The organism is Paraburkholderia sp. EG286A (assembly GCF_040965375.1).
Lineage (GTDB): Bacteria > Pseudomonadota > Gammaproteobacteria > Burkholderiales > Burkholderiaceae > Paraburkholderia.
In genome coordinates this window covers 26,032-51,630 of the sequence record NZ_JBFRCB010000015.1, presented here as the reverse complement: position 1 = coordinate 51,630, position 25,599 = coordinate 26,032, and the positions used below count along the sequence as shown (strand labels likewise).

The following is a 25,599-nucleotide window of genomic DNA, read 5'->3' as shown; positions in this document are numbered from 1 at the left end:
CCGCGTTAGATCACACGGCCATGTAACTCCGCGTAGTACAGAAAACGCAAGTGAATCAGCCCGTCTTTCCCGCATGTCTTCAAGGTCCTCGACCGATCCGGTTTTGCGCCTCCCATCCTGAATGTCAGTTCGCCGACAGACTCCGGCTGCGTCTGCGCAATCAGCGCGAGGAAGGCACCGTTGTTTTCGTCCTGACCCGGGCAGCAATGCCCCTCTGCCTGCTCCGGCTTTCCAGCGGTTCCTTGGGGAGTGCCGCCAATGCAGGAAAGCGGAGGCCGCCGTCAGGCGCTTGCCGGAGTCGTCGCGCGCGGACAGTTAGTCGCGTTTATAGGCGGTTTCGCAACAAGGCTGCAGCCAGGTATCGAAAGGCGGGCACACAGAAAACGCGACGAACCGCGAGACAGGGACAAATTTTGACGGGTGCTCTTGCCCTGCGGTGAAGCGTCCCAATATGCGAACCCGAAATCCATTCGCCCGCTGTCGAACATGTCAAATAAGAACTACCGTTCCCCGCGTCGTCCGTCTACCAGTGCGCATGCAAAATCGCTCTTTCTTCCCATGCCCCGCAAGGAATCCTCGGATCTTGCGCTGCGTGCACGGATTGCGCTCGAGCGTCTGCGCAACGGGGAAGCGGACCGCTCGCTGGTTAATCTCCTCTCGCAGATCATCATCATCACGAGCTTCATTACCCGGGCGGGACATGGGCAGCTCGATATCGCGGACATCGACCGCGTTGAGCGTGGCCTCGCAGAGGTGCTCGATCAGGCAGACCGCACTGGCGTCTGGAATGTGCCTGAATCGCTGACTGACGGTCTCACCGCCGTGGTAAATGAATACGACCGCGCGCTCAGCGTGACCCGAATGGAGATCGTACTCAGGGCGAGTGACTACCTCGGAAAGCAGGTCGGTATGGTCGCGCGCGACACCCGCACCAACGACAGTCATCTCCAGGTTGCACGATAACGTCGTCAACGCGCCCCGTCGTGCAATCGCACATCAGTCTGCTCATGTGCACTAAAGGCCGCCGGTGACCAAGGACGTGTGGACGTGAGAGAGACTCGCACAAACGTCATACAGATATTCCGGCATCTGATGGTAACCGGCTCCCATAGCCGGGGACCAAATCGCCGGGCTTGCATGACAGGGAAATGGAGTCGCGGGCGGTGCAGCCTGCGATGGTCGGCACAAGCGCGCAAGCGCTCACAACAAACAACGACAGGTGTATCGCGCGCTACACTGGGTCCACAACCCTGCATAGCCCTGCGCACATTGCATGCACTCCCGGCAACCACATCTCCGAAAGATAACAGCATGGAAATCCGCGTTGCGTACGAACATAGTCTCGCCACTGCGCCGGAGGAATTCATCGTTCAGGTGCCTTCGCAGCTCGTGACCGATATCCCCGCGAACGTGCCGCGCGCCCTGTTGCCTGAATTCATCGCGAACCTGATCGTCGAACGCTCGCCGGCAATCGGCAAGATTCGCAATCTCAAGGTTCTCTAGCGGGCTTCTTTTCAGCGGTGATGCCTGTGTGTCGACAGGCGTTGTCCCAGCCTCGTCAACACTCAGAAAAGGCTCTGTTGCCTGATATCGCGTGCTGGAGGCAATGACGGTTTCTGGCGTCGCGCGCCCGTGCGCCGGCGAATGACACGGCGTACATGGGCGATCAGCTCGAAGCTTCCGTTCGCAAAACTGAGCGTGAGCCTGAACTGCGTCAGCCCATCCGGTCCGATATCGGGCTGCACCCGCAGCGATGCACGCATGTCGAGCCGGCGAGCACGGTCCACGAGCTGCGCTCGGCTCATGCCATTCCATGCGGCCGCGATCAGCCGACCCACCGCCGGAGGAACCGACTCGGGTGGACAGTCAGCTGGCAACGCGAGAGATACGAGCGCGAAACGGTAAGCCATTGGGTTGACGGCGTGCGGCTCTGGGTCCGCATTTCCTCGCGTACAAACATGGCGCGCCGCTCTCATTAAGGCGACGCGCGAAGGGACCTGAGTAATCAGTCGTAGCGGGCCGCGAATGCGGCGCCGCCAGCATGTCGCTCCGCCAGCTACGACTGGATTGCCCGTTAGCCGTTACGCTGCTGCGACTTCAGGCGTGGCAGCAGCCTCAATTGCGGCCGGGGCCTTTTTAGCTGCAACCTTGCGCGGCGCCGATGCCTTTTTCGCGGGTGCTGCGGCCTTGCGCCCACGCACACCCTTTGCCGGAGCCGTTGCTGCCCGGCCAGCCTTTTTCGTGGCGACTGCCGTCTTCACCGCCTTTTTTGCCACGACACGCTTTGCACCTGCCTTCTTCGCAGCTGCCTTCTTCGCAGCAGCCTTTTTCGCGGTTGCCTTCGTGGCAGGTGCCGCCTTGGCGCCGGCAGTCTTCGCCGTTGCCCCAGCTTCAATCAGGAATTTCGAACGATCCTTGACGTCGCGAATCCACAGCGGCGCCAGACCACGGCCCGACCACGTCGCGCCCGTTTTCGGATCCACGTATTTCGGCGCAACGTGATGCACGGCCGCACCCGGGGCTTTTGCTGCCGCCTTTGCCAGCGTCGTCCCAGGTTTACGACCGCGTCGCTTTGCAACAAAGCCTTCGATATCAGCGACAGTCAGTCCGTGCTTTTGCATCAGGTCACGGATTTTCGTCAGGCCCACAGACGACTGCTTTTCGGCAATCGTTGCCGCCTGCTTCTGCAGTTTGGCAATTTTCGAGTTGATTGCGTCCAGGGTAACCATGTCTATTCCTCGCTGTGGGGTTTACCGTTCATGCGATCGTGGAACTTCCCTGGCTTGTTTGCCAGGCACTTCGAAGTTCGGTCTGCCCGTCAGAATTGACGCGGTCGTCGCGGTCGTGATTATGACTTTATCAGTACGTCCGTGCAAATTGAAAGGGCAGCGCGCAACGATTTGAATGTCACTGGAGTTCAGGGATAGAGGCACGCCCGATGTTGCCTGTGCGTCCCGCAACGCTGCCTTTCATTGTTTGTTTGCTATTGCGCCGCAAAAAAGCCAACTCTCTGTTATCCAGACATGCACCCGAGATCGTTGATCGAGGAGGTATGGTTCCCGCGTCAGCGATGCACCTGTTCGTACCGCACGTTGAATCGTGAACGCAACAAAAGAAGATCCAACGTGCGCAAGCAAACCTGGTGTCGCACATGGGTTGATTTATACTGCTCTCATACCGGTCGCCAGTCGCGGCGCCTCACCTGCGCCGCTCCCAGCAAAATATGGTTTAAACATGCTCCACCCTCTTCGCTGCCCCGGCACGGGCAGCGTTGGGTCGCGTGGCATCCTGGCGGCACGCGATTTGCAATCACCTGCCCAACGACAGACTGTTGCGCGGAGAATACACCAGATGGATGAGAGAAAACGCGAAAGCATCGTGGCCTATCTGCGACGACGGATGGCTGAATTTGGAATCGAACCGGAAGACATTGCTACTTCAATTGCAGCCGATCAGGAGCGTTTGCGGGCAGTGCGTTTCCGCGACGCTTCGGGCAACACTTGGGACGGCAAAGGCGCGCCGCCACAATGGGTGGTTCAGGCAATCAGTGCCGGCCAGTCTCTTGAACATTTTGCAATTGACGGCGCGTCGAATCGCGACCCGGGCAAACGCACCGGCGCCGACTGGCGCAATGACCCGTTTGCCGGCTCGAGACTGGCCACAATCAAAACAGAGGGCGTTAGCGCCTGAGAGCCGAGACAACCCGGACCTGGGATCCGGCATCATCTTCCTTGCTCCTGATGCCTGGACATTCACGTGATGTGACTCGCGTCTGCTGAGGAATAAAGCTTCAGGCATGGAGCGAACGGCTATGTGCCGCGCTTCCCGCACAAACTGGCCAGTCACTGAACGTTATGCGGTGACTAATCGAAGAGTTGCTGCTGTGACATGACAGCGCGCAAAGCACCCGTTTGCTGAAGATGCGCCAGTCCAGGTGAGAGCTGGAACGAACGTTGCCAGAATCCGGCCGTTTCTCACAACCGTGTCCAGCAGATTCATCGCGAAGATACGCGTCACTGCCAGAACTTCATCGTTAGGCGCAATGGCCCACGCGAGCGTGACGAAGTCGCCCAAACTGCGGCATTCATGAAGTGCGGGAATCCAGACATGTCAATCGCAGACACAGCCATGAAACGTTATTTCCGCTCAAGTCGCGGTCGTCCCTCCCCCTTCGCCCGAGCGTGATTCACGATACATTCAGTTATCCTTCACAGCGGGCATCGATGTGCCGCACGAAAGAAAAACGATAGCCGCGAAACCACCCGGTGCACGCATGAACGGCGAGCGGAGAGCGAATTCTCCTTCGGAAACGGCTCTACTCTCTTGTCAATGCATGAGAAAGTTGCACAAAAGGGGCCGTTCATATAGATGGAGTTTGACCTGGCGGCGCAAAGCCCGGCCTGGACAAAGCGGCTAGACTATCTCGGTGAAAAGCTGATATGAGCGAAACCCTGAAGAAGCCCAAGCCGGATGTGGCGCCCCCGCCGACCGTCGTGGTGCGTGTTTCGCCCTCCAGCAAGAAAAAGGTCGTGGTCACAACCGGGACGAAGGCGCAACTGCGCAAGCGGGCGAAGACATCGACACGAAGTGCATTTCCCGAGCTGCCCGAGTGGCGGCTTGAGCGCTGATCAGAGAACGGGCCGCAAGGCCCGTTGTGCTTGCTGCGTCTTCCCCGTCAGCAAGCGCAAATGTGACGCGCACCAGGGCGCGTCCTCCGCGAGACGTCATTCCTGACCGGCGTCGACCTGTTTTCCCGCCAGCCACCGACCCTTGACCGATCTGCCGGTTGCCTGAGGGCGCTGCCCGATCTGGCAGCGTCCCGATGCCAGCGTGTGACCCGGCCGCGCCATCCGGCGACCGATCTGCCGCCCCACCGGACCGTCGACAGCTTCATGGTCCGATACTCGTCGGCACTGGCCGAACTCCGTTTCAACCACAAGCCACTCCACAGCTTTCTTAGGCTGCCTTGAGCGGGTGCTCTTTCAGGTAGATTTTTAGCGCGTCATTCATGCGCGTCTGCCAGCCTGCGCCGGTCGCACGAAACGCCTCCAGAACCTCTGCGTCATAGCGCATCGTGACCTGCTCTTTCGGGTTCTCCTTCGGCGGGCGGCCCATGCGCTTTTGCATGACTTCAGCGAATGGACGCGCCCTGGCGAAATCCGCAGCCGTCCATTCCGGGTTGTCCGGATCGGACTCGATTCCGCGCTGGATTGCCGCTTCCTCTGCGGCAGTGTTGCGTGTCAGCTTAGCTTTGCTCATAAGCGTCAATCTCCGTGTTACTCGCCTTGCGCAGGCTGATGATGCGCATGGTTTCGTCGCGGGGTGTGAAAACCACGCTATACAGCCTGCCCCCTAACAGGGCAATGCCCCTGTACCGATCCTCTCCGTACTCGTGCCGCATGTCCTGGACCACCAGCATCCCATCCCAGTCGAGCCGCGCAGCCTCGGCGAGTGATACACCGTGCTTTTCCTGGTTCGACGCGTCCTTCGCAAGGTCAAATGTGATTCGCATGCAACTTATTGTAGTGTCGAAAAATAGAAGCATGCAAGGACTTTTTGGAGTTACAAAAAGTGCGTCCTGGCGCAAGATCGCAATTCAACATGATTTGAATACAAAGCAGTCACGCACCGACTGACCGCGTGACTTTTGCGAGCAGGCCCGATACGATCACTGTATATATATACATATATTCAGGTGTTTATTGGGGAACCATGGCGCTGCCGCTACTGGACGTCGACGCAATTCATCCCGATGTGTGGAGAGCGTCACAACTTGCTTCCGCGCATGGCCGCACGGTGGGTACCGGTCGGCAGTGATGCCAGACCTTCACGCACGGACCTGCCTCGGGATCTGCCGCGTCCGACATGGCTCCTTGAGGTGCCGATCCAGCTCATCATGCGGGGCCATCGTCCGTTCTACGGTACACAGCTGCGCATGGTGTCGCCCGGAGAGCGGATTGAATGCGGCTGGCAGGACGGCCACATCGTGACGCGCGACTACTTCGTTGCCGAAGCAGAAAACCATCTGCACTACTGGGTCTATCGCGAGCGTGTCGGCAGTCGTGACGAACGTGAGCCGCGCTGGTTCCTCCACGGCTTTTTTTTGGTTGAACTACAGGCGTTGCCCCGGGACCCGTTTTCCGAACCTGCGCCGCTCGTCCACAAGTCGCCCTGGACAACGTTCTGCCAGGCAACGGCCTGCTGCGCCTGCGTATCGGCGACGTGCTGCGGCAGGTGCTCCATCAGCTTCTCGAGCGTGCGACATTGCGCCACGATGCGCTCAGGACACGCCTCGAGCATCTCGATGGGTTCGTCGAACGAGGGGGCGGGCTTGCCCAGCAGGTCCTTCGATTTCATTTCACATTGATCCGTCGTTGTGGGTCATCCAGAACGCCCGAAACATGCCGCCCTGGCCCCATTACCGGGGTCCAGGGGTGCCACGCCAGCGTCATAGCATCATTGATGACAGCACGGTACACGATGCGGCCGCCTTGACGTGATGTTGTTCGCATTCACCTCGCGCGTGTCATGCATTAACCCTACATCGTTAGGAGCAGACTCACAACGCCCGGGTATTGCCGTGGGCCACGTCACGAGTGCCAGTCCCAAGGAGCCGTACTGTGACGCTCGAACGGATACCCCGCCCCCACGAGCGAAGCATTCTCCCTTCAAAACTCTCCTGTTCGTGTCGATATACCAGCATCCGGGATCGTCCGCACGAAAAAATGAGAATACATGGAACACTACTTTTGTCGTTATCGCTGCTGCATGGCTCCGCCTATGCGGCCTTGATGCAGCCGCTCGACGTCAGCAATGAAGTCCTCCGCTATCGGCACAATGCGCAAGCTATCGCGATTTTCGGCCAGAGTGTCAGCGACAACCCCGAGATACCGCCATTCGCACGATCCTCGCTGTATTTCGCGTCTGGAAAAAGAGACTTCCAACTCAAACGGCAGCTTTCGGCGATCAATAACTACACCCGGTCGATTGCCCTGAACGCGACGGCTTCCGCGTTCAATAACCGCGGTGGAGCCTATTTCGGTGTCGGCAATCTCGACGCAGCCCAACAGGACTATGAGCAGGCATTGCGGCTCAACCCGAGCGATGTGCACGCGTGGGAAAACCTCAGCAGTCTGCTCATGAAGCGCAAGCAGTTTGACAAGGCCATTGACTGCCTGAGTCACGCGATCGCAGCTGGCGATCAACGTGCGAGCACTTACGTTTCCCGGGGCATTGCATACCAACTCAAGGGTGATGCACAGGACGCATTCTGGGACTATGACGTCGCAATTGCCCTGGCACCACACACTGTCGCCGCGCATGTGGGAAAAGTCGGGCTTCTGATTGATGCCGGTAAACTGGATGAAGCCAGGGAGGAGTCGAATACCGCGCTTGGCCTTGACCCGAACGACACGGATGCCAAACGGGCAGCCGCTCTGTTACTCAAGTTGCAGCATAGATACGCCGATGCAATTGTTGGTTACACGTCGGTATTGAATGTTCGCCCAACGGACGCCCAGGCCTTTGTGGGCCGGGCACAGGTTTTCGAAGAGACGGGCGAATGGTCAAAGGCAATTGCGGACTATTCAAGGGCGATCACGCTAATGCCGGATGACGATGTGCTGTTGCGGCTACGCGGCCTCGCGTACGATAAACAAGGAGACAATGCCGACGCCGTTGCCGATTTCGAGAAGGCTGTTCGTCTGGCACCCAGCACTGCACGCAACCACGTGCTTCTTGCTCGCGCTTTCGCGCGTTCGGGGCAAGTTCGAAGATCCATCGATGTCCTTTCGAACGCGATCAAATTGCTGCCGAACTCGATCTCGCTGCGCCATGAACGTGCCTTCTCTTTCGAGCAACTGGGAGACTACGCGTCAGCTGTTGAGGAACTTCACGCCATTCTCGAGGCGAACGCTCAAGACACACTCACCCGCCGGTACCTTGCGGACGACGAGACCACGCTTGGCCAGTACAGCGCCGCGGCACACGATTACGAAATCGTGGGTCAGTCTGTCCATGATGATGGCGGCTTGCTCTACGGACGTGCGCAGTTGAACTTCTACACTGGACAACTGCGCCAGGCCGATGCAGACCTGAGCGAATGGCAGCGGTTGTATCGCGCGCATAAAATAGAAAAAGCCGACCAGTCACTTTATGCCTATGTCGTAATCTGGCGCCACATCATCGCGCTGAAGCTTGCGACAGACGACCGCTTGGCACTAGCCGACCAGGCTCGTGGCCTTGACGCCAATCGTTGGCCCTATCCCATTCTCGCTTTCTACATGGGGAGATCTACCGCAGCCGGGTTGCTTTCCGCAGTAGAGAAAGGTGGGAAAGACCACGACGAACACTCATGTGAGGCCAATGCCTATCTCGGCGAGTGGCTGTTGTCACGCGGCGATATATCGGGCGCACGCGAGGACTTCGCGGCGGCCAGCACAAGCTGTCCCGCCCAGTTCATCGAAAAAGCGTTGGCGACCTGGGAACTCCAGGGAATGAGCCTTCCGATCCAGTCTGCTCACCAGCGTCCAGGTGCACCCACGAACACCCCATCAAAAATGCAATTTGTCGATCAGCACGCTACAGGACGAGACTGACCCGACATCGGCCTCTCCGACGCACAGTGACTGGAATGGTGCCGTACGTTTTCCGCTCTGACATGCCCTGCCGCGGAAATTCATTCTTTAGCCTCATTTTCCTCGTGTCCAGAGAATGGCGCGAGACGACGAATTACCTGCGATCTGGCCGCTTCCGTTGACCCCGACAGCTTCGCTGAAGTTGTCTCCCGGAAGTGTGCCCAGGTCAGTCATTGCTCCGTGTTCAGACAGAAACGCGTGTGGCAAGTACGGACAGCATCCGGTATCCGACTCGCCAACTATCTGACCGGAATTGTTGATCCCGAAAGCATTGCTATTGTTGCGACCAGGGAGCGTGCCTAGATCGGTCATCACCCCGTTTTCAAACAGAAATCCGTGCACGTCCCCGTTTGCGACGGACGAAATGCCGATCACCTGGCCGCGCTCATTGATCCCCTGAGCATGGCTGAGCCCTCCACCGGCAAGCGTGCCCAGGTCCGTCATGACACCATGTTCGAACAGGAACGCGTGAGCATATCCGCTTGCGTTCGATGAGTAGCCGACCACCTGGCCGAGGTTGTTGATCCCTAAAGCGCCGCTATCGCTGCCACCGGCAAACGTACCCAGGTCGATCACGACTCCGTTTTCAAACAGGGCGGCGTGCACATACCCGCGTAGATTGGTCGCGTAGCCCACCACCTGGCCGCGTTCGTTGATTCCGGCAGCTGCGCTGAAGTTGCCACCGGGGAGCGTACCCAGGTCAGTCATCACCCCGTGATCGAAAAGGAAGGCGTGCTGGTCCCCTCGTGCCGTATTCGAGGTGCCAGCCACCTGGCCGCGATTGTTGACCGCGGTGGCCGTGCTGGAGCTGCCGCCCGGGAGAGTGCCCAGGTCGTGAACCTCGCCGTTCTCAAACAGAACAGCGTGCGTGGCCCCGGCTGCGGTTATCGAGTAACCGACCACCTGGCCGCGTTCATTGATTCCGAGGGCGTTGCTGTAGTCTCCACCGGGGAGCGCGCCGAGATCCTTGATGGCGAATCCCTGTCCCGCGGCAGTCTGGAATGCGGCGATCGCCAGCATGGCTAGCGCGATCAATGCACAACGAACATGGTTCGCAACGCAACCTACCTTCCATGTGGAGTACATGGCGATCCCCTTGCCGCATATCGTGAATCGTGACGGGATACCCGGTCGTAGCCGCCTCAAAATTCATTTTGAAGAAGAAACGAGTAAAAATAGAATAGCACTGCTTATCATTTTATCTGTAGCGCAGAGCAAGCCGCGAATCCATCAGTAAGCGTGCACGCACGTGATCGACTTATGCACCAATTCCGGCATGAACGTCGACACGCATTCGACGAATGTGCGTTACAGCGAAATCTCCACGACTGCGAAGATCGATAGAAATCTAGTCCACTGGAACGGGTTCGCGATGTCTTCCATTAGCGCATCCGTCATGGATCAGTGTGATCGACGACGAGAACGTCCGTTGTCCGCTATGCGTGCTGCCGATCAGAAAAATGTCTGAAGATAGAGGCTACGGACCACTCTAGTCTATGGAATACTTTTGTTCAACTTGTTAAATGGTGGCGCAGATCGCTCGCAAGTGAGCGCGTGACCCACCTGCGCTGAACGGGCGAAATCCCCGGGCACGACGCGTCATGCACTGACCAGGCAGTCAGACGACAATGGCCCGGCACCGCGGCATAACAGGACAAACTGCATGGTTGGCCAGTGAACATGCATCGTCACGCCTACCTACGCTCGTGTGTGCGCACGAGAAGATTTTTCGCTCCATGAGGGTAGGTACCGGGCTGCCGATAACGGGCATTCAGTCGGGAGCTTCCGCGCATGCGGCAAGTTGCCGGCGATGTCGATCTAGCCGTGCCGGATACGCAGTCGGTGCTTCTGATGAGCGCACTGACCGCACGACATACGACGTATGAACCGGCCGCGAGCCCCAGATTTCAACGTCACCTTTTCCTGTACCACTGTGCGCGCTGAACAGCGCATTTCAGTGATGTCGCCACCCCTTTCCTGTCACTCGCCATCTGAAATCTGGTGCGTTTGCGAGCTGGTCGACAGAAGCTGCGGTGGCTCAAGCATCATGCCCCATGTTGTCAGGAAGCCCTCGAAGGATGGCTGGCCTGCCTGTGTTAAGAGCGCGGGAATCGTAGACCAGTCGGGTAGCAGCTTCCCTACTCCTCTGCCTGCCCACTATCAGAAATCTGGTGCGTGCGCGAATTAACCATTGCAAGGTGAACGGGCTTGAGCGCAATGCCCCAGGCTTCCAGCAACCCATCGAAAGTAGGTTGGGCTTGCGTTCGAGGCACGGGCAATGCGATCCCAGTTGACCGGTAGCGCACCCGCTCTTTCGCACTAACGCCTGCGCGGACGACGCGCTCGAGTGCGCCATTGTGCAGCGCGTACTGGATCGCATCAGACGCCGTGCGCGAACCCATCAGTCCGGAAGCCGCGATTTCGCTCACTGTCGCGACAGTATGCTCAGTGAGCCACGCGAGCAGAATCTCGGCGTTTGCGTGTGCGCTCATGGTGAGCTCTTCCCGGGCTGAATGGTTACGCGCTTCATTGCCGACCCCAACGAAATGTTTGATCGCACGAATGTTACAGGATCCGCTGGACACCCCAAGGCAGACTCCGTGATGGCGTATGCCATTTCATCGCCCTTCCTGTCAGTTCGATACCGGGCGTGCTCCCCAATAAACGAATCCTTTGCCACTTCAGGCAGGCAGCGGAAGGAGCATTGCGCACTCAAGTGCCGAATATTAAGTGCACCCATGGTCACGGTCAGGAAAAGCATCGCCGTGTGCGGTTGTTCAACACATAGACTACCGCCATCGTCCAAGTTATGCCTGGTATCGATTAGGAGTACGATCACCGTGACGACACCGACGACCCGAGGTGCAGAAACGTCGTGTCCTCGCTGCGGAAGCGGCGAAGGCGATGGACGCCTCCGTGGTCGGCGACCCCGTGCCGATACGACGGGAGCTATCTGAACAATACTCTGATCCGCTACCGCACCCATTACGGCGATTTGCAATAAGGGCAACAACGGGAACAAATAGTCGCACCATGCTGGGTGCGCGGAAGCGATCCCCAGGGAACAACGGAGCTCCCCCTGTTGCCGCGGATTCATCCGGTTTTCCGAAGAGAGGCAATTCATCGCTCAGTCTCTGGTCCGCCATCCGGCGTTTGGCCATCAGCCGGCGACTCGTTATCCTGGTCCGCACGGGGCGTATCGCCGACTACGGGCGGATGCGGTCGACGCACGATATCGCGCAGTTCGTCGCGCTCCCAGTCCGCGCGCTCGCGCTGCGCCGTCCGCCGCTCCTGTGCCTCGGCATCAAGTTCGGCGCTCCGCAACTGCCGGATACTCTCGAGCTCTGGCTGCTCGAACGTGACGTGCATTCGCAGCTCAGCTGCGGCACGCGCAGCGGCCGCCTCGAAGGCTTCGGGCCCGCTAAGTGATAGCATCGAGCCGAACTTCTGCTGTGCCAAGCGCAGTGCAAGCTCAAGCGCCTCCCTCTCGCTGTCCCACAGGCGCAACGTACGCCCCTCGTCGACGAGAAACGCTGCACCGTCCCGGCGGTATTCGACCTCTCCGGTTGCCAGAACCTCGTAGGTAATTGAAGGGCCGCTGTAGATGATCTCGTTGCGACCGGACGTTACTGGGTCCACGTCACGCGATGGCGCACTGAAAACGACCGACCACTCATCGGCAGGACGCTGGACCCTCAGCCGCACCTCCTGCATCCGGCGCAGCTCGCGTAACGCACGTTCGTCACCACCCTGTGCCCGCTCCTGCAGGAAATCCCTGTACTGGTCGCTGATCGGCCGGTTATCAGCCCGCTTGAGCGCGTCACGCTCATGTACGATGCGTGCGCGCAGTGCGACCTCAGCCTCGAGGCGGGTCACGCGGGCGGCCGAGAGCTGCTCCCGGCGCGCCGTCGAGCGTAGATCCGCGCGGTCCGCAAGCCCGTTGCGTACGCTGTAGAACGCTGCCTTGATCTCGCTACGCCGCGCCTTCTCGTGCTGCATCTGTTCATCCCAGGCGCGACGAAGCCCGGCGCGATAGATCGTGCGCCAATGCTGGAACCCGGCCCACAGATCCGGCTCGGGTGAACGACGTGGCGCATGTTCGGGCCTGCGCCCTGTCTGTGCCCGGTACACATCGCGCAGCAGTTGCGCCGCGTCGGCCCACGAGAGATTCATCTCCTTCGTGAGGAAATCCGACACATTCAGATTACGTGAGCCAGCCCGGATCCGGTCACCCCCGTCCGCACCTTTACCAATGCTGTACTTCTCGACAATCAGCCCGTGAGAATGCGCGAGTGCGGCAAGCAGCCGGCCAGCATCAAGCGTCATGCGGATTTCAGCAAACCCGGACCGCTCACGGGCGTTGCGAACAGCGCGCGCCTCCACGAGATCACGCGCGAACTGGTCGCGAACCGTATCGGCCTCCCGGCCAGTTGCAGCTCGCGCACGCGCATTGAAAACCGTAGCCGCGCTCGTGTCGGCAGCAACAGTGGTCTCAAAGGGCATCGATTCGATCGCATCGAGCGACTGGACATCGGCGAGACTCCGGACCTCGTCCAGCGGACCGAATTCCGCCGGCGCACGGCCACCGCCGGACGCCCGGTTCAGACCGTACGCTTCACGCTGACCGAATGGTCCGCCGTCACGCGCGAACTTGTCGCCGGCCGTTGCGGCCATCCTGGCCCGTCCCGCGTCGTCGGCCGCGTCCCACCTCTCGTACATACGCGCCGCAATGGTGTTCAGCAGCGTATGCCGTGGGTCTAGCTGTTCTCCTCCCGTTCGCTCGCGATCGCCAGACCATCGCAATGCGTCAATTCGGTCGGCTTGCTGGTTTCCCAGCTCCAGTAATGCATCAGCCGGCAGAAGCATTTGAGGTCGCGTGGCGTGGCCATCCACACCGCCGCCGGGCACACCTCGCACACGGTATGGGGCTCGGGTCGCCGCGCGGGGTCGATCGAAGCCAGCGTCAAGGTCGTGATCCGCTCCACGTCGCCACCGGCCACGGAGTTCGTGCCGCGCGCGCTCCGGCTCGTGCCAGTGCGGCTGCCTCCAGTTTCGCCAGTCTCCGGGTCCACCATCGTTTCGTCGTAGTCGCTCATCAATTCCTCCTGCTGCGTCATAGAACCGCTTTTCCCGGTGCTCCAGAATTCGCCGCCGTTCTGCCGGCGACGCCGCCTGATACGTTTTGTAGAAACTGCTGCCGCTATTGAGATACTTGATCTCTCTCGCGCGCGTATCGTTCCACTCGAAAAGTGCATTGAGATAGTTCTGTGGCGTCGCGAGCGGCGTAGCGGGTTCGAAGTACTCTGCGTGAACATTCTGGTCGAGGGCTTCACGCTTGCCCACGGCATCGAGTTCGATGAACGCACGCGAAAAGACAAACTCCTTCAGATTCACGCCTTTCGTCGCGCCCGGCGGCTTCACGTTTTCATATTCGGCTTCACGGCCCGCATTGCGCGTGCGTGTCTCGCCGAACTCCGTGAGCAAAACGCGGAAGTCCTCAAAATGCGTCACATCGCGCGACAGTACAGCTTCGAGGATTGCGGCCTTCAGCTCGCGGTTCATCGGCGCAAACACGTCTCCCTTGTAACGGCTGATCATCTCAGACGCATCCGTGAAGTGCACCCGCCGGTTGTCCTTCGGACTGGCGAAGCCGTACATCGCGTTGATATGTTCCTGGAACGCCTCCAGAAACCGTTCGTTATGGTCAACCTTCCCGAACGGATAAAGTCGACTCCCGGTCAGCAGGTTGATTTCCGGAATCACCACGTGCACGTGTACCTTGCGCTCGACGAGCTCGCCGCTGCGTCGGTCCGCGTAGCTCTTGAGCCGGGGCACGTGCGCCTCGGCGTAGAAGTTGTATTCGTCCGGCTGGTAGGCCGCAAATGCGAATGCCTCGAACTCGCGGACAATCTCATCTAGCAGCTCGCGCGACACGTCGTCTTCCTTGAACGATAGCGTGACGTTGATATAGCGCTCCGCCTCCGTGTCGATCGATTGGATGATGCTGTTGGTCAGATCAAGGTCCCCTGCGAGTATCACGCGTTCGTCCAGCTCGTCGCGCTCGAACTCGCGGTCCTGCTTCTGGCCCTTCTCCAGATAGGCCTTGATGCCATCGTGATAACCGCGTACCCGGATCAGCATGGGTCACGCCCCTGTCCGCGGCTCTTGCCGCGTCAGCCACGGAAGCGATACCCGGAAACCGGGTCCGATACAGATTTGCGCCGGCGCATCGAGCATCGTACGGACCGCCTTGCAACCAGCATGCATCAGCGGGCCGTACTCGCGTGCGCGCATCGACAGGTAAAGGCGCTCCTCGAGTAACGTGATAGTCATTGCTGCCTGCATGTTCACGCAAACGCGTTGATGTCCCGCTGGCGCCGGCACCGCTGTGCGGTTCGCGGTTATATCCCTGTACCAGGCGGGCGGCGCCAGCATCGGTCTCACCTTTCCCTAGTCGACCTTCACAAGGGTAGCCTTCAGATACCGCGAGATCATCTGCATCTGGTTCAGCAACTGCTCGTAGGTTGCTTCGGATAGCTTGCCGCTTGTGTGGTCTGAGTTCGCCCGGCCTGCGATCTGGTTCAGGTTTTGGCTGGTCTTGTTGAAGATATACAGCAGTCGCCTGCGATCCACGCTGTCCACTGGTCGCGCAATCACCCGCGTGCGGTTCGTGAGCACTGCCTGACGGAAAAACTCCGATTGCGTCAGCCCGCTTCGCGTCACCTTTTCCAGATAGGCTGCGCGGTCCGCCTCAGACAGCCGGAATGCGATCGGCTTGCCGAGCCCGGCCCCATCGTTACTCTTTTTTCGCGGCATCGTCTATAGCCCCGCTAGATGTGTCCAGTCCGCCGACTGCTCTGACAACGTGAACAGCGTCTCATCGCCGTTGATCGTACGCGCGCGGAATTCATATGCCGGCCAATGCGCCTTCGGAATCATGGATTCCTCCTTATTCACTTCGCATACCTGGCAGTGCTGAGTGTCGACGGCAATTCCGTCGACGCGATGGATGCGGCGCCGTAGTCCGCATCGGGGTTTCAAAGGGGCTTGGCCCCTTTGGCACGCAATATTTTATGGAACGCGTAGCGTTGCGTAAACATATTCGACGTGCCTCAATTCCCTACTCTATAGCAAACACTGTAGCATCCATATTGCAGGTTTCAAGCATCAATTCGCATAACTAAAGCTGGTTTAAAGCGTTTACTCATCACGCATTTTTGACTATTTAGCACGTTTGTAGCACCATCAGTCTGCATTGACTCTCCGCGGACCTCGCCATGCCGCTCACCGACCTCACCGCCGTTGTCGAAGATCTGCTTGATGCGCCCGCAACCAGCACGGCGCGCTCTGAAACCGCGCAGCTTGCCGATTTGATCGAGCAGATTGATGCGGCCATGGCACGCGGTGTCTCCAGGCGCGAACTCCACACCCGCTTGCAAAAGCGCGGCCTCACCATGAGTCTCCCCGTTTTTGACAACGCCCTGCATCGCATCCGCAAACGTCTGGGCCGACGCGCACCGAACCGTGCACATGCGACCCTCAACCGCGCTGCATCGCCATCGCCCGCCCCGGCAGCCATTGCCCCCGTTACTCAGGGAGCCCCCGTGTCGCCCTCGTCCACGCCATCCACTTCCTCACTTCGCGCAGGCATCAGGACGCTCGATGAACTCGCTGCTGATAATCCGCACCTCTCGCGAATGCAGTTGATCAAGCTCGAAGCGCAGCAATACGACCAGCCGTCGATTTCGAGCGCCGGGATCGACGAAATAGCGCGCAAGTACGGCGAGGCGCCCAGGCGCTGAACCGAATCACCCGGCCGCGTTGCGTTGATACCGCTCCCCTCGCGCCCTGCTCGGGTCACCGTGGCGTTCGACATCGGCGCGCGGCGCACACGCTTGTTCGCTTAGGCCAACTAGCATTGCAGAGAGAACCCGTCATCACCTCCTCGATGCGGGCCTTCGATTGATGATCGAAGTAGCTGGCACGCGTCGGCTTCCAGTAATGCGCCACGTCACTGCCCAGAACATTCGTCACATGTGGGCTGCCCGTTCCGCTGATACCGTCGAGCGTCGCCGCCACGCAAAACGCAAACAGTCCGCCTTCTGCTGCTGCCAGGCCAGCAACTAGACGGCATGCTTCGGCAACAGCCCCGACCATTCCGCCCGTTCGGCCGTGGCGTGTGTACATCAATCCGGATTGCATGCTCCGCGGACTGCCGCGAATTGATTTCCTCGAACACGACTGGGACCATGCGAGCCATCAGCACGGCCAGTGCATCAATGGCCGTCGGCTGCTTCTCGCACATTCAGCGGCGACAGGCGAAGCCTAGAACACGCAACGCATTCGATGCGCCCACCCGCCGCGCCAACCGTTCCTTTCGATGGATTTTCTACTGTCACCGGTTTGAGACCAGATGAGTTCTGGTCTCACGTTAAATATAGGACATATTGCCCTTAAATAGACAAGCGACATCAACTATATGCATGATTAGACAAATTAAATATAGTGCACGCTCATTCTGACTTTAATAAAGGGCAATTTGCCCTATAATAAAAGTGAGGCCGAAATGCTTTCGGTCGCCAACCGGAGAGCTCCGATGACCATGACTCAAGACCGCATTACCTCTTCTGTTGTACCGGAAGAACTGCGCATGAATGTCCTACCTCGCTATCTGGGGAGACACTACCTGACGGGCGAGTCCTACGTGTACGACTGGGCTGCCCGCCTCGATCGCAGTTACCAGGGTGGCCTGTGGCACTTCTTTACGTTGTCCAATGGAGGCTTCTATATGGCTCCTGCCGAGGCCTCGCGCGTGCATGTTCACTGGCATATGAACGGTTACAGCGACATGATGGGTGCGGACGCTTTCGGCATCACAGTCACCCTGTTTGCCCTCTGCCACCTCGCGGAAAAGACACTCGATGACGCCATCATCGAGCGCTACCACCAGTTGCGCCAGTTCGCCACGCAGCACGTGGAAGCCGCCAACATCCTGCGCGCCATCGACTAATCGACCCGCTCCGGCCAGCGGGTCGGGGCCGCCCTTTTTTGTGAGGAACAGCATGATTACGCTTGCAAGCCGCTTCAGCCGTAATGCCGTCGCCCTGCGCTCGGATCGCCCACTGTCGAATAACGAGATTGCAGAAGTCGCGCCCTCCATCCTTGCTCAAGCCGCTCACGAAAGCCGCTCCGTGCGTTACAGCTACATTCCGACCGTCGATGTACTAAATGCTCTTCGTCGTGAAGGTTTTCAGCCCTTCATGGTCTGCCAGACCCGGGTACGTGACGATGACAGGCGTGCGTACACAAAGCACCTTATCCGCATGCGCCATGTTGAGGATATTGCGGGTCGCGAAGCCAACGAGATCATCCTCTTGAACAGCCACGATGGCTCCTCGTCGTTTCAACTGGTGGGGGGCTGCTTCAGGTTCGTCTGCCAGAACGGCATGGTATGCGGCGACACCATTGCCGATATCCGCATCCCGCACAAGGGCGATGTGGTCGGCGAGGTCATCGAAGGCGCGTTCAGAATGCTCGACAGCTTTGAGGCCGCTGCAGAACAGCGCGAAGGCATGATGGCTTCGGTACTTGATCAGGGCGAGCAGACGGCCTTCGCCCGTGCGGCGCTTGCGCTGCGGTACGACGAGGGCAAGCTCGCTCCAGTCACCGAACGTCAATTGCTCGCCCCGCGTCGCATCGAGGATCAGGCCCCGGATCTCTGGAGTACTTTTTCAAGGGTCCAGGAAAACATGATTCGCGGTGGGCTTCACGGGCGCAATGCAAATGGCCGCTCCACCACGACCCGCCCTGTAACCGGTATCGACCAAAACATCCGGCTCAACCGGGCCCTGTGGGTACTCGCCGACGAACTGCGCCGCCTGCGCGGCTAACCCGGATGCCTCGGCCTGCGGGCCGGGGCATCCTGAGGAGACACTTTCATGGATGCTCTGAATACCCGTCCAACGTGGCTCGCCGCGCTGCTTCCACTGCTGGCGGTCTGGCAGTATGGCGACCGCTCGATTGCGCGCAGCGAACTCTTTCGTATGGCCCTGTCCGCTGACGCGGCGGCCTATGCCGCGCGAGCCCTGGAAAGAATCGCCAACATGCGCGACCGGGACGGTCACGTGATCGAAATGCATCGCGACGAGCTTCGCGCGATCGCGCGCACTGCGCTCGCGGAGTTTGACCGCGTGACGCCTGTCGCACCGGGATCGATGAACACGCAGCGACTGGAGCGTGCCAGATGAGTATCGTTGCACGCCGCGCCAAATTGAAAAGCGGCGACGTGCAGCTGGAATCATTCGGTTCCCCTACCATTTTTGGCGTTCGGCGCTCGTTTGGGCGAATCGATTTGGTCCATGGCTTCGCATGTTTCCCCTGCGCCGAAATGTCGATCATTTGACATCGTCTCTTTGAGGTTCTGTCGCCATACCGCTAAACAAGAATGGACACTCGCGCCTCTTCTGCGCGAGTGTTGTCACATGACACCGAGATGGAGATCAAAGCCTTTCTGACGGTCGCCGAGATCGAGCAGGCGATCAACCACTGGTGCGCCGCCGAAAGCCACTGGCAACGATGGGGTACTGTGCCCTAGAGATCACCAACTGGCCGACATCGACGGGGATATGAGCTGTGAGCGCATGTACGTTATCCATGCGTCTCGGCTCGCTCCCGAACAGGTCAAGGCCGCATATACCGCGCTCCGGGGAAGGTACCGTGATGAATGCCCGCAACGGCACGGGAGCCACGGCCTATGCACCACCTACTTGCTGCGCCGCCCCTCCTTCTTGCAGACCGGACTTGCGATAATCACGGATGTATCGCGCGCGCCGCGCGCCTGGATCGAGGCGCCAGGGGACCCGCGCCAGCAGGCGTGGGGTTCGCGCCGGCGCGCCGCGGATCGCGGCGTGACGATCCGGTGCCGGCGCCTTTCTGCCGCGGGGGCTTCGATACATGTTGGTGTAGTTCCTTCTGGTCCCCGTGTGAACATGAGGTACGAATGAGCGATTTTTATATACATATCCGCCAGCAATGTCTGGTGCCGTGGGTCAAGGGCTGGCAACAGCCGACCGGCGTTGAGGTTCGCGAGGTCATTCGCCGCGCCGGATTGACAGGGCGCGAGGCGGCGGATCTCGTCGGGTTGAGCGAGAAAGGAGGAGGACGACAGATACGCCGATGGATCAGCGGCGAGTCTCACATCCCATACGCCGCATGGGCAATTTTTTGCGAGGTGGCCGGCTTGGGGAAAATATGGGCTATCGATGACGATATGTCTGCATGACCGCGCGGTCTCGAGACGCGCTCGTACGGCATAGTGCGCCCCTAAACCGGGGAGACAAGCGAGACGGACATCGGCAACACCCCGAGGTGCTACTGGAATTTCCTTGAGGATTCAGGGTAATGGGCACGCAACGACACACCAGCGCATAGGATGCCTTCGAAGACGCGCCGTCCGAAGCTGAGAGCATGGAGCCGCATTCGAAACTGACGGTGGCGCTCAAGAACCATATCACGCAGGCATGTCTCAGACTCAGGCTCCCGATGCTCTTTCGCTTCACGCACCGGTGTGTTTCGGACCTCGTGCTCGGCAGAATCAACCACTTTGGCCTCGGATGCGCTCAACTGGGCTGCGCGTCGTAATACGCGTACTGGCGGCAACCGCAACCGGGTTGTATATGTTCGTCAGCGAGGTTACTGACTTATTCCGCGGCGATCTGCGAACTGCTTCGGCCTCCCGTACTAGCCGGAATTCGATCTGACATGTCATAGGACCGGATAGCCGCGACGTCCTGTCCACTCTGAATAAACGGCAGGATTTTCCTTGCCCCTTGGCATGAAAGGCACTCGCAAGAGTTCGGTCCCTTGAATACCTTATGTGAACTCCGCAAAGTTCCACAGCATCAACTGTCGGGTCCACGCTGCTGTGCGCGCTCGCTTTCCGGCAAAAAACTTGGGCGCCATGTAAGCTCGGCGCCGACGAGCCGACACAATGCCAAGGCGCGTCGTCATCAACTGCCTGGCTACATTGAAATCGGAGTCCGCCGAGAAGCCCTCCAACACCCGAACCACAATCAGGTCGCCGGTCATCCGCGCCTCGGTTCCCAATAAGATGTCGAGCCTATCGGTTTCCGGCGAGTCCAGACGCACACGCCCGGGGAGAAGCTATTCATCGACTACTCGGGTAACAAGGCTCGGTATCGTTGATCCGCACACCGGCGAGATGCGCGAGGCGGAGCTGTTCGTCGCGACGCTCGATCCCGCCGCGGCATCACTTTGCGCGGTTGTATAGAACAAGATCGGCGCTTGCAAGAGCAGTGAACCAGCGCCCGTCACGGAAACGGATAAGCTCACCCCTTGGCCGGTCATACTCAGCTACGGGGAATACATGGGAAATCGATATTCTGCGTCCCCAAAGAAGCAGGCCCCGGGATATCGCCGTCGAGACCGCCATGGCGGTCAACCCGGTTTGGAAGTATCTCTGGGAGCGGGGCCAGTCAGCCGGTAAGGGCAGACTCGCGCCGTTCGGGCCGTATCTGCAGGGCCGCGTGGGAGCGGCGAAGCCCAAATAGCTCACCCGTCAGCGTGGAGCGCGCTTTCACTACGAAATACGTTTCATTCGTTACGGTTCCGGTATTTCGTCAGCAAGTTATCGTCCGTCAGACCGGAACGTAACTGTCCGATCCTAAATCAGCGCTGCGCCGCGTGGAACATTCATCAGGGATTCCGCTGAATGGCCCGTTATTCGGGGAATTCGGCGCTTTTTAAATTTGTCCCCCAATGTTTCACGGCACGACGAACCGAAAATTCGGCGGCATAAGGCTACGCGGAGATCCGGATATGCCTGCTGGCCCGAGAGAGAGCGTTGTGAACAGAGCCAGCTTGTACCAGACTAATCTGTTAGTTGCGTTTACACGCACCATTGCTGTGGCGAGTTTATATTTCTGAGTATCCAGCGTTCGATACGCGTCGTGTCCCGTTGCAGATTTCCGCCCATCACGAGCGCTCGCAGTCATCAGTAACCCAGTTCTGGTGCTGGCCGATACATGCGATGCTCTCGCATTTCATGTTCATTCGAAGGCCATCCGTCGACGATTGCGCTCGAGTTCACTTTTCCTACTCTCCTTGCTTACGCTTCTATCTCGCTATGCACCGATCGATGCAGCCGGTCTCAAAGGGCGCACATGGGCAGTGTGATCGGTTGGCGACGACCAGATGTCACCCGACCTCGGTAGCGCCTCAGTTTCCGGTCCGTATAACTTGCTTGGCCTAGGGAGCGTGGACTAAGTGGAATGCTCCTTCAGTGCCATATTCAGTGAACCCAACGCCACGTTTGCCGTGAAAACAAGGAGCAAGATCAATCATCGGTGACGCACGGCGAGCAGATTGCCCACGTCAGGAAGCAAGCGCCGAGAATTAGGCGAAACCTTATTTCGAAGACGCAGACATACAGAGAGCTCGACACGACTAGCTTGCGCACCGGCGCGGGAGCAAATGCGCTTTTGGCGATTCAGTGGATTGTCCGGATGCTTAGCGAACAGCAGTAGCAATTCAAGGCTTCAGATCCTGCTAGCTGCGCTTGCTAAACTCAGCCACGACTAAAGGACCCAGCGCGCTGTTGGACGCGAAATTGGCGCCGGTTATGCTGACGTGAAGTTTCAGCTTCATACTTCGGACTCTAGGCACCTGTTCAGCGGTGCCTCGCAAGCACCAAACGAAATTGGATTTGCGTACGATGGCCATTGCGGGCTCATGAGAAGTCAACGATCACTTCCCATTTTGCTTAGTCGAACGATCGGCGGTTCCGCGATGATTCGCTCAACCAACACAGACTAAGTGACGCGCAAGGCGCGTATGTCAACGGAGGGAGTGTGCGGAGCTTCCTGGCCGCCGCCGGCGGCGGTGAGACACGGCTACGCGTCAAAGGGCGTGAGTGTGTTCAGAGATGGTTGCCCGAAACACTTGCGAGTCATATTCAGCGGTCACTTCGGGCGAAGCCAGTCGGTACGCGGACGCCGGCGGTCAGATAAACCAAAACCAAGGCATGGCCACAGGCGGGAATCCATAGTATGGACTACGCCCTTAGGAAGCCGGACGCCAAGGACCGTGGAATATCGTCGGGCGGTCGGTTTTCCCAAGCCCTTCCCGCTCTCAGGACACCACACAGTGATCCGATCGGCGTTGGAACCGCAGGATCCGTACTATGGACTGGCACGCGACTCACTGCTTGTACGTCATCACCGTGGCCGCGCAGCGGGCCTCACGTCCCAACTGCCGGAAGTAATTGCTGAATATCGCGTGCCGGTTCGATCTTCTGGTACGAAGTATCAAACAAGGGTTCGAGACTGGGCAGGCAAGCAAATCCATAGTATGGACTCGATTTATCGCCTCAATGAGTTTCCGTCAGTGCCGAACGCAGAAGGATCTCGGGAGACGATTTCATCAAATCGGCATCTCGCCCCGGGTCCATACTATGGACTGGCCAGACGCAGGACACAAAAAAACCCGCTCACGGCGGGTTTCAAGCAGGCTTGATTCGCTCATCTCGGATGATGATTGAACGTCTCGCTGATAAGTGCCCGGATCTGTGCTTCGAAGTCCTCTGTCATCACGCCCGGCTTGAACTTGATCGTAAATCCGTTCACATCCTTCGTGATCGAGCCCGCGTGTTCCTTGCCAGCGAAAAACTTGTCAATACTTCTCTCGTTCGCGGTCGCAGAGGCAGCACCGCGTGTCGCGAGCAGCTTGATCGCGCCGGCCACTTTGCCTTGCTCAAGGTCCCCCGAAATCACGTCAGGCCAGACTTCACGCGCCGCCGAAAGACCTGCTTCACCGAACTTCCGGATAGCCGACACGATTGCTTCGGCTGCGTTTGCTCCCAACAAACGCGGCTGAATATCCAGGTCCTTAAGGATGAACGCTGGGAGCTTGTCGAAGCTCAGGAACTGAAAGAGCCCGCTTCGCGAGAGCCCCAGCGCCTCCGCCAACCGCTTCCGGTCCGGAAACTCCTTTTCCGTCCGCCGAATTGACAGGCTAATCTCATAGTCCGACAGATCGTCACGGCTAACGTTTTCGACCATCGCCAGAACTGCCATGTCTGAATCGGAACAATCCGTCACCACGGCCTTGATGGAGTCCAGACCCAGAACCTTATGAGCACGCCAGCGCCGCTCACCCGCAACGATCTGATAGCCCGACTCGACACGTCGAACGACGATCGGCTGAACCTGTCCGACCTCGCGAATCGATTCCGCCAATTCGCTTAATTTGGCTTCGTTAAATATCCGCCGCGGTTGCCACGGATTGGGCGCAATCGCTGCAACCGACAACTGTGACGTAACGCCGGCCGCCTCAAGTTCCTGGACGCGCAATTGTGCGACCGCAAGCGCACCGGCAAGCCCAGGTGCAGTCTGTGTGCGTTCCGTACGCTTGACCTCGTCTTCATTGATAGAAGACGTCTTTCGAATGCCGGCCGTCTTGGCCAGCAGTTGTTCACGCATATTGCTCATTGCGCGGTTCTCCATTTTTCTTCATAAATTTCGTCGAGCCAGCGGCAGTAGTCGATAAGTGGCTGTCTGACGCGCTGCAGGGCTTTAGCCGCACTATGCGAGCTGCTGATATCAAACACTGTGGAGAAGGCAAGCGCGCCCGTACTCATGACCGAACTGGCAGGCACCTCGATGGCATGGAGCCAGTTCTCGTATGCGCTCTCTGCCCACGCACGGACTATAGGCGCCGACGAGGTGCGTCCGTAGTCCACTCTCGAGAGCAACAACGAGATGAAGTCATACTTCTTACCTTGCTCGTACTTGATAAAGCTCTTTGATACGTCTGAGAACAAACGCCAGAACGACAATGAGCTGATGAAATCCAGGTTCTCAGGAACCATCGGCATCACCAGCGCATCCGCCGCAAGGAGCGCGTTCAGATTCATGTAGGAGAGAGACGGTGACGTATCCATGAGGATGTAGTCATACTGCTTGCGAAGCGGCTCAAGCCCCTCTCGCAGTACCGTCCAGAATTTGAAGCCCGGTTTGATCTTCTGCATTGCGGGCAAATGAAATTCCGCCCCAATGAGTTCCGTATGGGCCGGGATGACGTCGAGACCATCCCAATAAGTTGACTGAACGCGTGCGCCGAGCCCCCCTTCGATTAGCTGGTCATAAATATAGGGGAGCACCGTGTCCTCAGGCGTTACATCCTTTTCCGCATACAAGCCACAGAGTTCAGACAACGAAGCCTGCGGATCGAGATCGACGACGAGGACCTTGCGTCCGCGTAGCGTAAGGCCCTGGGCAAGACACATCGTCGTCGTCGTCTTTGCGGACCCGCCTTTGAGCTGGGCTGTTATGATAATTTTCCCATCTGGCTCTTTTGTCCCCGTCACGAGGGGCGTCTGGTAAATGTCGGAGACTTTCTGCACCCAGACACGGGCCTCCTCTAGCGTGAAGGTCCGTGTGCGGCCAGTACCCGCTGCCGTGCCAGGCGGCAATTCTCCATCCGCTTTCGTGGCCAGATATTGAACCTGTGAATGCGTGATGTTGCACATCGCGGCAATCTCGCCAGTCTTGAACACGGGCGCAGCCTTTCGGGGTCTCGGTGCGAGGATGGTTTCGCGCAATTCATCCGTAAAAATCGACACCTTCTCAGCGAACGCGCTAATCTGTTCCAGAGGCACAGTCCGGTCAACAGCTGGAAGTTGGCTTGTTTTCACCATTCTGAGGTTTTCGTGAGGTCATAGACAAACCTCATAATACAGAAGCAACTTGAAATTTTCAGCCTAAATCACTGTAAACATAGAAATTTATTGTATTTTTCCCTGCTCTGGCACATGCAAACCGTAAATTGCGTGGCGGAGCCTAGCGAAATTGAGCACAAACAGGCTCACCTTCCCCCGTATGACGCGCACAAAACAGCGCACAAAATGACGAACCGCTGAGTATCCGTAGGCCAAAAGCACAATCAA

Annotated in this window: 23 protein-coding genes and 1 pseudogene; 13 read left to right on the top strand and 11 right to left on the bottom strand. The window is 58.6% G+C overall.

Annotated elements, in window-relative coordinates:
* Positions 1–486 precede the first annotated feature (486 nt).
* Both AB4Y35_RS39715 and AB4Y35_RS39710 read left to right on the top strand, forming a co-directional pair.
* Entirely contained in the window at positions 487–963 is a 477-nt protein-coding gene (locus AB4Y35_RS39715) for a hypothetical protein (protein WP_368708628.1), read from the top strand.
* 348 nt (positions 964–1,311) lie between these two features.
* Positions 1,312–1,503 carry a hypothetical protein gene (locus AB4Y35_RS39710; RefSeq protein ID WP_368697273.1) on the top strand — a complete coding sequence of 64 codons (192 nt, stop codon included), beginning with the start codon at positions 1,312–1,314 and terminating at the stop codon, positions 1,501–1,503.
* A gap of 62 nt (positions 1,504–1,565) precedes the next feature.
* Here AB4Y35_RS39710 and AB4Y35_RS39705 read toward each other — a convergent pair whose 3' ends face one another.
* A complete protein-coding gene (locus AB4Y35_RS39705; RefSeq protein ID WP_368708627.1) occupies positions 1,566–1,805 on the bottom strand; it encodes a hypothetical protein in 240 nt (79 codons plus the stop codon).
* Between the two features lie 276 nt (positions 1,806–2,081).
* Positions 2,082–2,729, bottom strand: a complete 648-nt coding sequence (locus AB4Y35_RS39700) for an H-NS histone family protein (RefSeq protein ID WP_368708626.1) — start codon at positions 2,727–2,729, stop codon at positions 2,082–2,084.
* A gap of 505 nt (positions 2,730–3,234) precedes the next feature.
* Here AB4Y35_RS39700 and AB4Y35_RS39695 point away from each other — a divergent pair.
* Both AB4Y35_RS39695 and AB4Y35_RS39690 read left to right on the top strand, forming a co-directional pair.
* On the top strand, positions 3,235–3,690 hold the full coding sequence (locus tag AB4Y35_RS39695; protein WP_368708666.1) for an H-NS family nucleoid-associated regulatory protein: 456 nt from the start codon (positions 3,235–3,237) through the stop codon (positions 3,688–3,690).
* A 749-nt stretch (positions 3,691–4,439) separates the two neighbouring features.
* Positions 4,440–4,628, top strand: a complete 189-nt coding sequence (locus AB4Y35_RS39690; RefSeq protein WP_368708625.1) for a hypothetical protein — start codon at positions 4,440–4,442, stop codon at positions 4,626–4,628.
* 328 nt (positions 4,629–4,956) lie between these two features.
* Here the strand turns inward: AB4Y35_RS39690 and AB4Y35_RS39685 are convergent, their stop codons facing one another.
* Together AB4Y35_RS39685 and AB4Y35_RS39680 are read right to left on the bottom strand one after the other, a co-directional pair.
* Positions 4,957–5,259 (bottom strand): BrnA antitoxin family protein, encoded by a 303-nt coding sequence (locus AB4Y35_RS39685; RefSeq protein ID WP_368708624.1) that lies wholly within the window; start codon positions 5,257–5,259, stop codon positions 4,957–4,959.
* Positions 5,246–5,512 (bottom strand): BrnT family toxin, encoded by a 267-nt coding sequence (locus tag AB4Y35_RS39680; RefSeq protein WP_368708623.1) that lies wholly within the window; start codon positions 5,510–5,512, stop codon positions 5,246–5,248. The genes AB4Y35_RS39685 and AB4Y35_RS39680 overlap by 14 nt, the downstream gene beginning before the upstream one ends.
* A gap of 267 nt (positions 5,513–5,779) precedes the next feature.
* Between AB4Y35_RS39680 and AB4Y35_RS39675 the strand changes: the two are divergent.
* Both AB4Y35_RS39675 and AB4Y35_RS39670 read left to right on the top strand, forming a co-directional pair.
* Positions 5,780–6,103, top strand: a pseudogene (locus AB4Y35_RS39675) (DNA polymerase Y family protein); the annotation flags it as partial.
* Positions 6,104–6,749: 646 nt separating this feature from the next.
* Entirely contained in the window at positions 6,750–8,597 is a 1,848-nt protein-coding gene (locus tag AB4Y35_RS39670) for a tetratricopeptide repeat protein (protein ID WP_368708622.1), read from the top strand.
* A 93-nt stretch (positions 8,598–8,690) separates the two neighbouring features.
* Here AB4Y35_RS39670 and AB4Y35_RS39665 read toward each other — a convergent pair whose 3' ends face one another.
* Positions 8,691–9,656 (bottom strand): HAF repeat-containing protein, encoded by a 966-nt coding sequence (locus AB4Y35_RS39665; RefSeq protein WP_368708621.1) that lies wholly within the window; start codon positions 9,654–9,656, stop codon positions 8,691–8,693.
* Here AB4Y35_RS39665 and AB4Y35_RS39660 point away from each other — a divergent pair.
* On the top strand, positions 9,655–9,873 hold the full coding sequence (locus AB4Y35_RS39660; protein ID WP_368708620.1) for a hypothetical protein: 219 nt from the start codon (positions 9,655–9,657) through the stop codon (positions 9,871–9,873). The genes AB4Y35_RS39665 and AB4Y35_RS39660 overlap by 2 nt on opposite strands.
* A gap of 901 nt (positions 9,874–10,774) precedes the next feature.
* Here the strand turns inward: AB4Y35_RS39660 and AB4Y35_RS39655 are convergent.
* From AB4Y35_RS39655 to AB4Y35_RS39645, 3 genes are all read right to left on the bottom strand, one after another.
* Complete coding sequence (locus AB4Y35_RS39655) at positions 10,775–11,128, bottom strand: hypothetical protein (protein ID WP_368708619.1); 354 nt, start codon at positions 11,126–11,128, stop codon at positions 10,775–10,777.
* Positions 11,129–11,756: 628 nt separating this feature from the next.
* The gene (locus AB4Y35_RS39650; RefSeq protein WP_368708618.1) at positions 11,757–14,777 is read right to left on the bottom strand and encodes an LPD7 domain-containing protein; all 3,021 of its coding nucleotides are present in this window, start codon (positions 14,775–14,777) and stop codon (positions 11,757–11,759) included.
* Positions 14,778–15,086: 309 nt separating this feature from the next.
* Positions 15,087–15,452 (bottom strand): plasmid mobilization relaxosome protein MobC, encoded by a 366-nt coding sequence (locus tag AB4Y35_RS39645; protein WP_368708617.1) that lies wholly within the window; start codon positions 15,450–15,452, stop codon positions 15,087–15,089.
* Between the two features lie 461 nt (positions 15,453–15,913).
* On the opposite strand from AB4Y35_RS39645, the gene AB4Y35_RS39640 reads away from it, so the two are divergent.
* The 6 genes from AB4Y35_RS39640 to AB4Y35_RS39615 all read left to right on the top strand — a co-directional run bounded on the left by AB4Y35_RS39640 (position 15,914) and on the right by AB4Y35_RS39615 (position 19,917).
* Positions 15,914–16,438: a hypothetical protein gene (locus AB4Y35_RS39640; RefSeq protein ID WP_368708616.1), complete on the top strand. Its 525-nt coding sequence runs from the start codon at positions 15,914–15,916 to the stop codon at positions 16,436–16,438.
* 794 nt (positions 16,439–17,232) lie between these two features.
* Positions 17,233–17,646: an antirestriction protein gene (locus AB4Y35_RS39635; RefSeq protein WP_368708615.1), complete on the top strand. Its 414-nt coding sequence runs from the start codon at positions 17,233–17,235 to the stop codon at positions 17,644–17,646.
* Positions 17,647–17,701: 55 nt separating this feature from the next.
* On the top strand, positions 17,702–18,526 hold the full coding sequence (locus AB4Y35_RS39630) for a DUF932 domain-containing protein (RefSeq protein ID WP_368708665.1): 825 nt from the start codon (positions 17,702–17,704) through the stop codon (positions 18,524–18,526).
* Between the two features lie 48 nt (positions 18,527–18,574).
* Entirely contained in the window at positions 18,575–18,883 is a 309-nt protein-coding gene (locus AB4Y35_RS39625; RefSeq protein ID WP_368708614.1) for a hypothetical protein, read from the top strand.
* A complete protein-coding gene (locus tag AB4Y35_RS39620; protein WP_368708613.1) occupies positions 18,880–19,038 on the top strand; it encodes a hypothetical protein in 159 nt (52 codons plus the stop codon). The genes AB4Y35_RS39625 and AB4Y35_RS39620 overlap by 4 nt, the downstream gene beginning before the upstream one ends.
* Before the next feature lie 597 nt (positions 19,039–19,635).
* A complete protein-coding gene (locus AB4Y35_RS39615) occupies positions 19,636–19,917 on the top strand; it encodes an XRE family transcriptional regulator (protein WP_368708612.1) in 282 nt (93 codons plus the stop codon).
* Positions 19,918–20,507: 590 nt separating this feature from the next.
* Here the strand turns inward: AB4Y35_RS39615 and AB4Y35_RS39610 are convergent.
* From AB4Y35_RS39610 to AB4Y35_RS39600, 3 genes are all read right to left on the bottom strand, one after another.
* Positions 20,508–20,723, bottom strand: a complete 216-nt coding sequence (locus AB4Y35_RS39610; protein WP_368708611.1) for a hypothetical protein — start codon at positions 20,721–20,723, stop codon at positions 20,508–20,510.
* A gap of 2,450 nt (positions 20,724–23,173) precedes the next feature.
* Entirely contained in the window at positions 23,174–24,142 is a 969-nt protein-coding gene (locus tag AB4Y35_RS39605; RefSeq protein ID WP_368708610.1) for a ParB/RepB/Spo0J family partition protein, read from the bottom strand.
* Entirely contained in the window at positions 24,139–25,350 is a 1,212-nt protein-coding gene (locus AB4Y35_RS39600; protein ID WP_342952597.1) for an AAA family ATPase, read from the bottom strand. The genes AB4Y35_RS39605 and AB4Y35_RS39600 overlap by 4 nt, the downstream gene beginning before the upstream one ends.
* Between the last annotated feature and the right edge of the window lie 249 nt (positions 25,351–25,599).

Excerpts from the sequence above, each read along its gene's own strand:
- AB4Y35_RS39710 (WP_368697273.1), top strand. The coding sequence starts at position 1,312 with ATGGAAATCCGCGTTGCGTACGAACATAGTCTCGCCACTGCGCCGGAG.
- AB4Y35_RS39620 (WP_368708613.1), top strand. The coding sequence starts at position 18,880 with ATGAGTATCGTTGCACGCCGCGCCAAATTGAAAAGCGGCGACGTGCAG.
- AB4Y35_RS39610 (WP_368708611.1), bottom strand. The coding sequence starts at position 20,723 with ATGACCGGCGACCTGATTGTGGTTCGGGTGTTGGAGGGCTTCTCGGCG.
- AB4Y35_RS39625 (WP_368708614.1), top strand. The coding sequence starts at position 18,575 with ATGGATGCTCTGAATACCCGTCCAACGTGGCTCGCCGCGCTGCTTCCA.
- AB4Y35_RS39700 (WP_368708626.1), bottom strand. The coding sequence starts at position 2,729 with ATGGTTACCCTGGACGCAATCAACTCGAAAATTGCCAAACTGCAGAAG.
- AB4Y35_RS39655 (WP_368708619.1), bottom strand. The coding sequence starts at position 11,128 with ATGAGCGCACACGCAAACGCCGAGATTCTGCTCGCGTGGCTCACTGAG.
- AB4Y35_RS39640 (WP_368708616.1), top strand. The coding sequence starts at position 15,914 with ATGCCGCTCACCGACCTCACCGCCGTTGTCGAAGATCTGCTTGATGCG.
- AB4Y35_RS39650 (WP_368708618.1), bottom strand. The coding sequence starts at position 14,777 with ATGCTGATCCGGGTACGCGGTTATCACGATGGCATCAAGGCCTATCTG.
- AB4Y35_RS39600 (WP_342952597.1), bottom strand. The coding sequence starts at position 25,350 with ATGGTGAAAACAAGCCAACTTCCAGCTGTTGACCGGACTGTGCCTCTG.
- AB4Y35_RS39615 (WP_368708612.1), top strand. The coding sequence starts at position 19,636 with ATGAGCGATTTTTATATACATATCCGCCAGCAATGTCTGGTGCCGTGG.
- AB4Y35_RS39715 (WP_368708628.1), top strand. The coding sequence starts at position 487 with ATGTCAAATAAGAACTACCGTTCCCCGCGTCGTCCGTCTACCAGTGCG.
- AB4Y35_RS39705 (WP_368708627.1), bottom strand. The coding sequence starts at position 1,805 with ATGAGCCGAGCGCAGCTCGTGGACCGTGCTCGCCGGCTCGACATGCGT.
- AB4Y35_RS39605 (WP_368708610.1), bottom strand. The coding sequence starts at position 24,142 with ATGAGCAATATGCGTGAACAACTGCTGGCCAAGACGGCCGGCATTCGA.
- AB4Y35_RS39660 (WP_368708620.1), top strand. The coding sequence starts at position 9,655 with ATGGCTAGCGCGATCAATGCACAACGAACATGGTTCGCAACGCAACCT.
- AB4Y35_RS39645 (WP_368708617.1), bottom strand. The coding sequence starts at position 15,452 with ATGCCGCGAAAAAAGAGTAACGATGGGGCCGGGCTCGGCAAGCCGATC.
- AB4Y35_RS39635 (WP_368708615.1), top strand. The coding sequence starts at position 17,233 with ATGACCATGACTCAAGACCGCATTACCTCTTCTGTTGTACCGGAAGAA.
- AB4Y35_RS39665 (WP_368708621.1), bottom strand. The coding sequence starts at position 9,656 with ATGCTGGCGATCGCCGCATTCCAGACTGCCGCGGGACAGGGATTCGCC.
- AB4Y35_RS39695 (WP_368708666.1), top strand. The coding sequence starts at position 3,235 with ATGCTCCACCCTCTTCGCTGCCCCGGCACGGGCAGCGTTGGGTCGCGT.
- AB4Y35_RS39680 (WP_368708623.1), bottom strand. The coding sequence starts at position 5,512 with ATGCGAATCACATTTGACCTTGCGAAGGACGCGTCGAACCAGGAAAAG.
- AB4Y35_RS39685 (WP_368708624.1), bottom strand. The coding sequence starts at position 5,259 with ATGAGCAAAGCTAAGCTGACACGCAACACTGCCGCAGAGGAAGCGGCA.
- AB4Y35_RS39690 (WP_368708625.1), top strand. The coding sequence starts at position 4,440 with ATGAGCGAAACCCTGAAGAAGCCCAAGCCGGATGTGGCGCCCCCGCCG.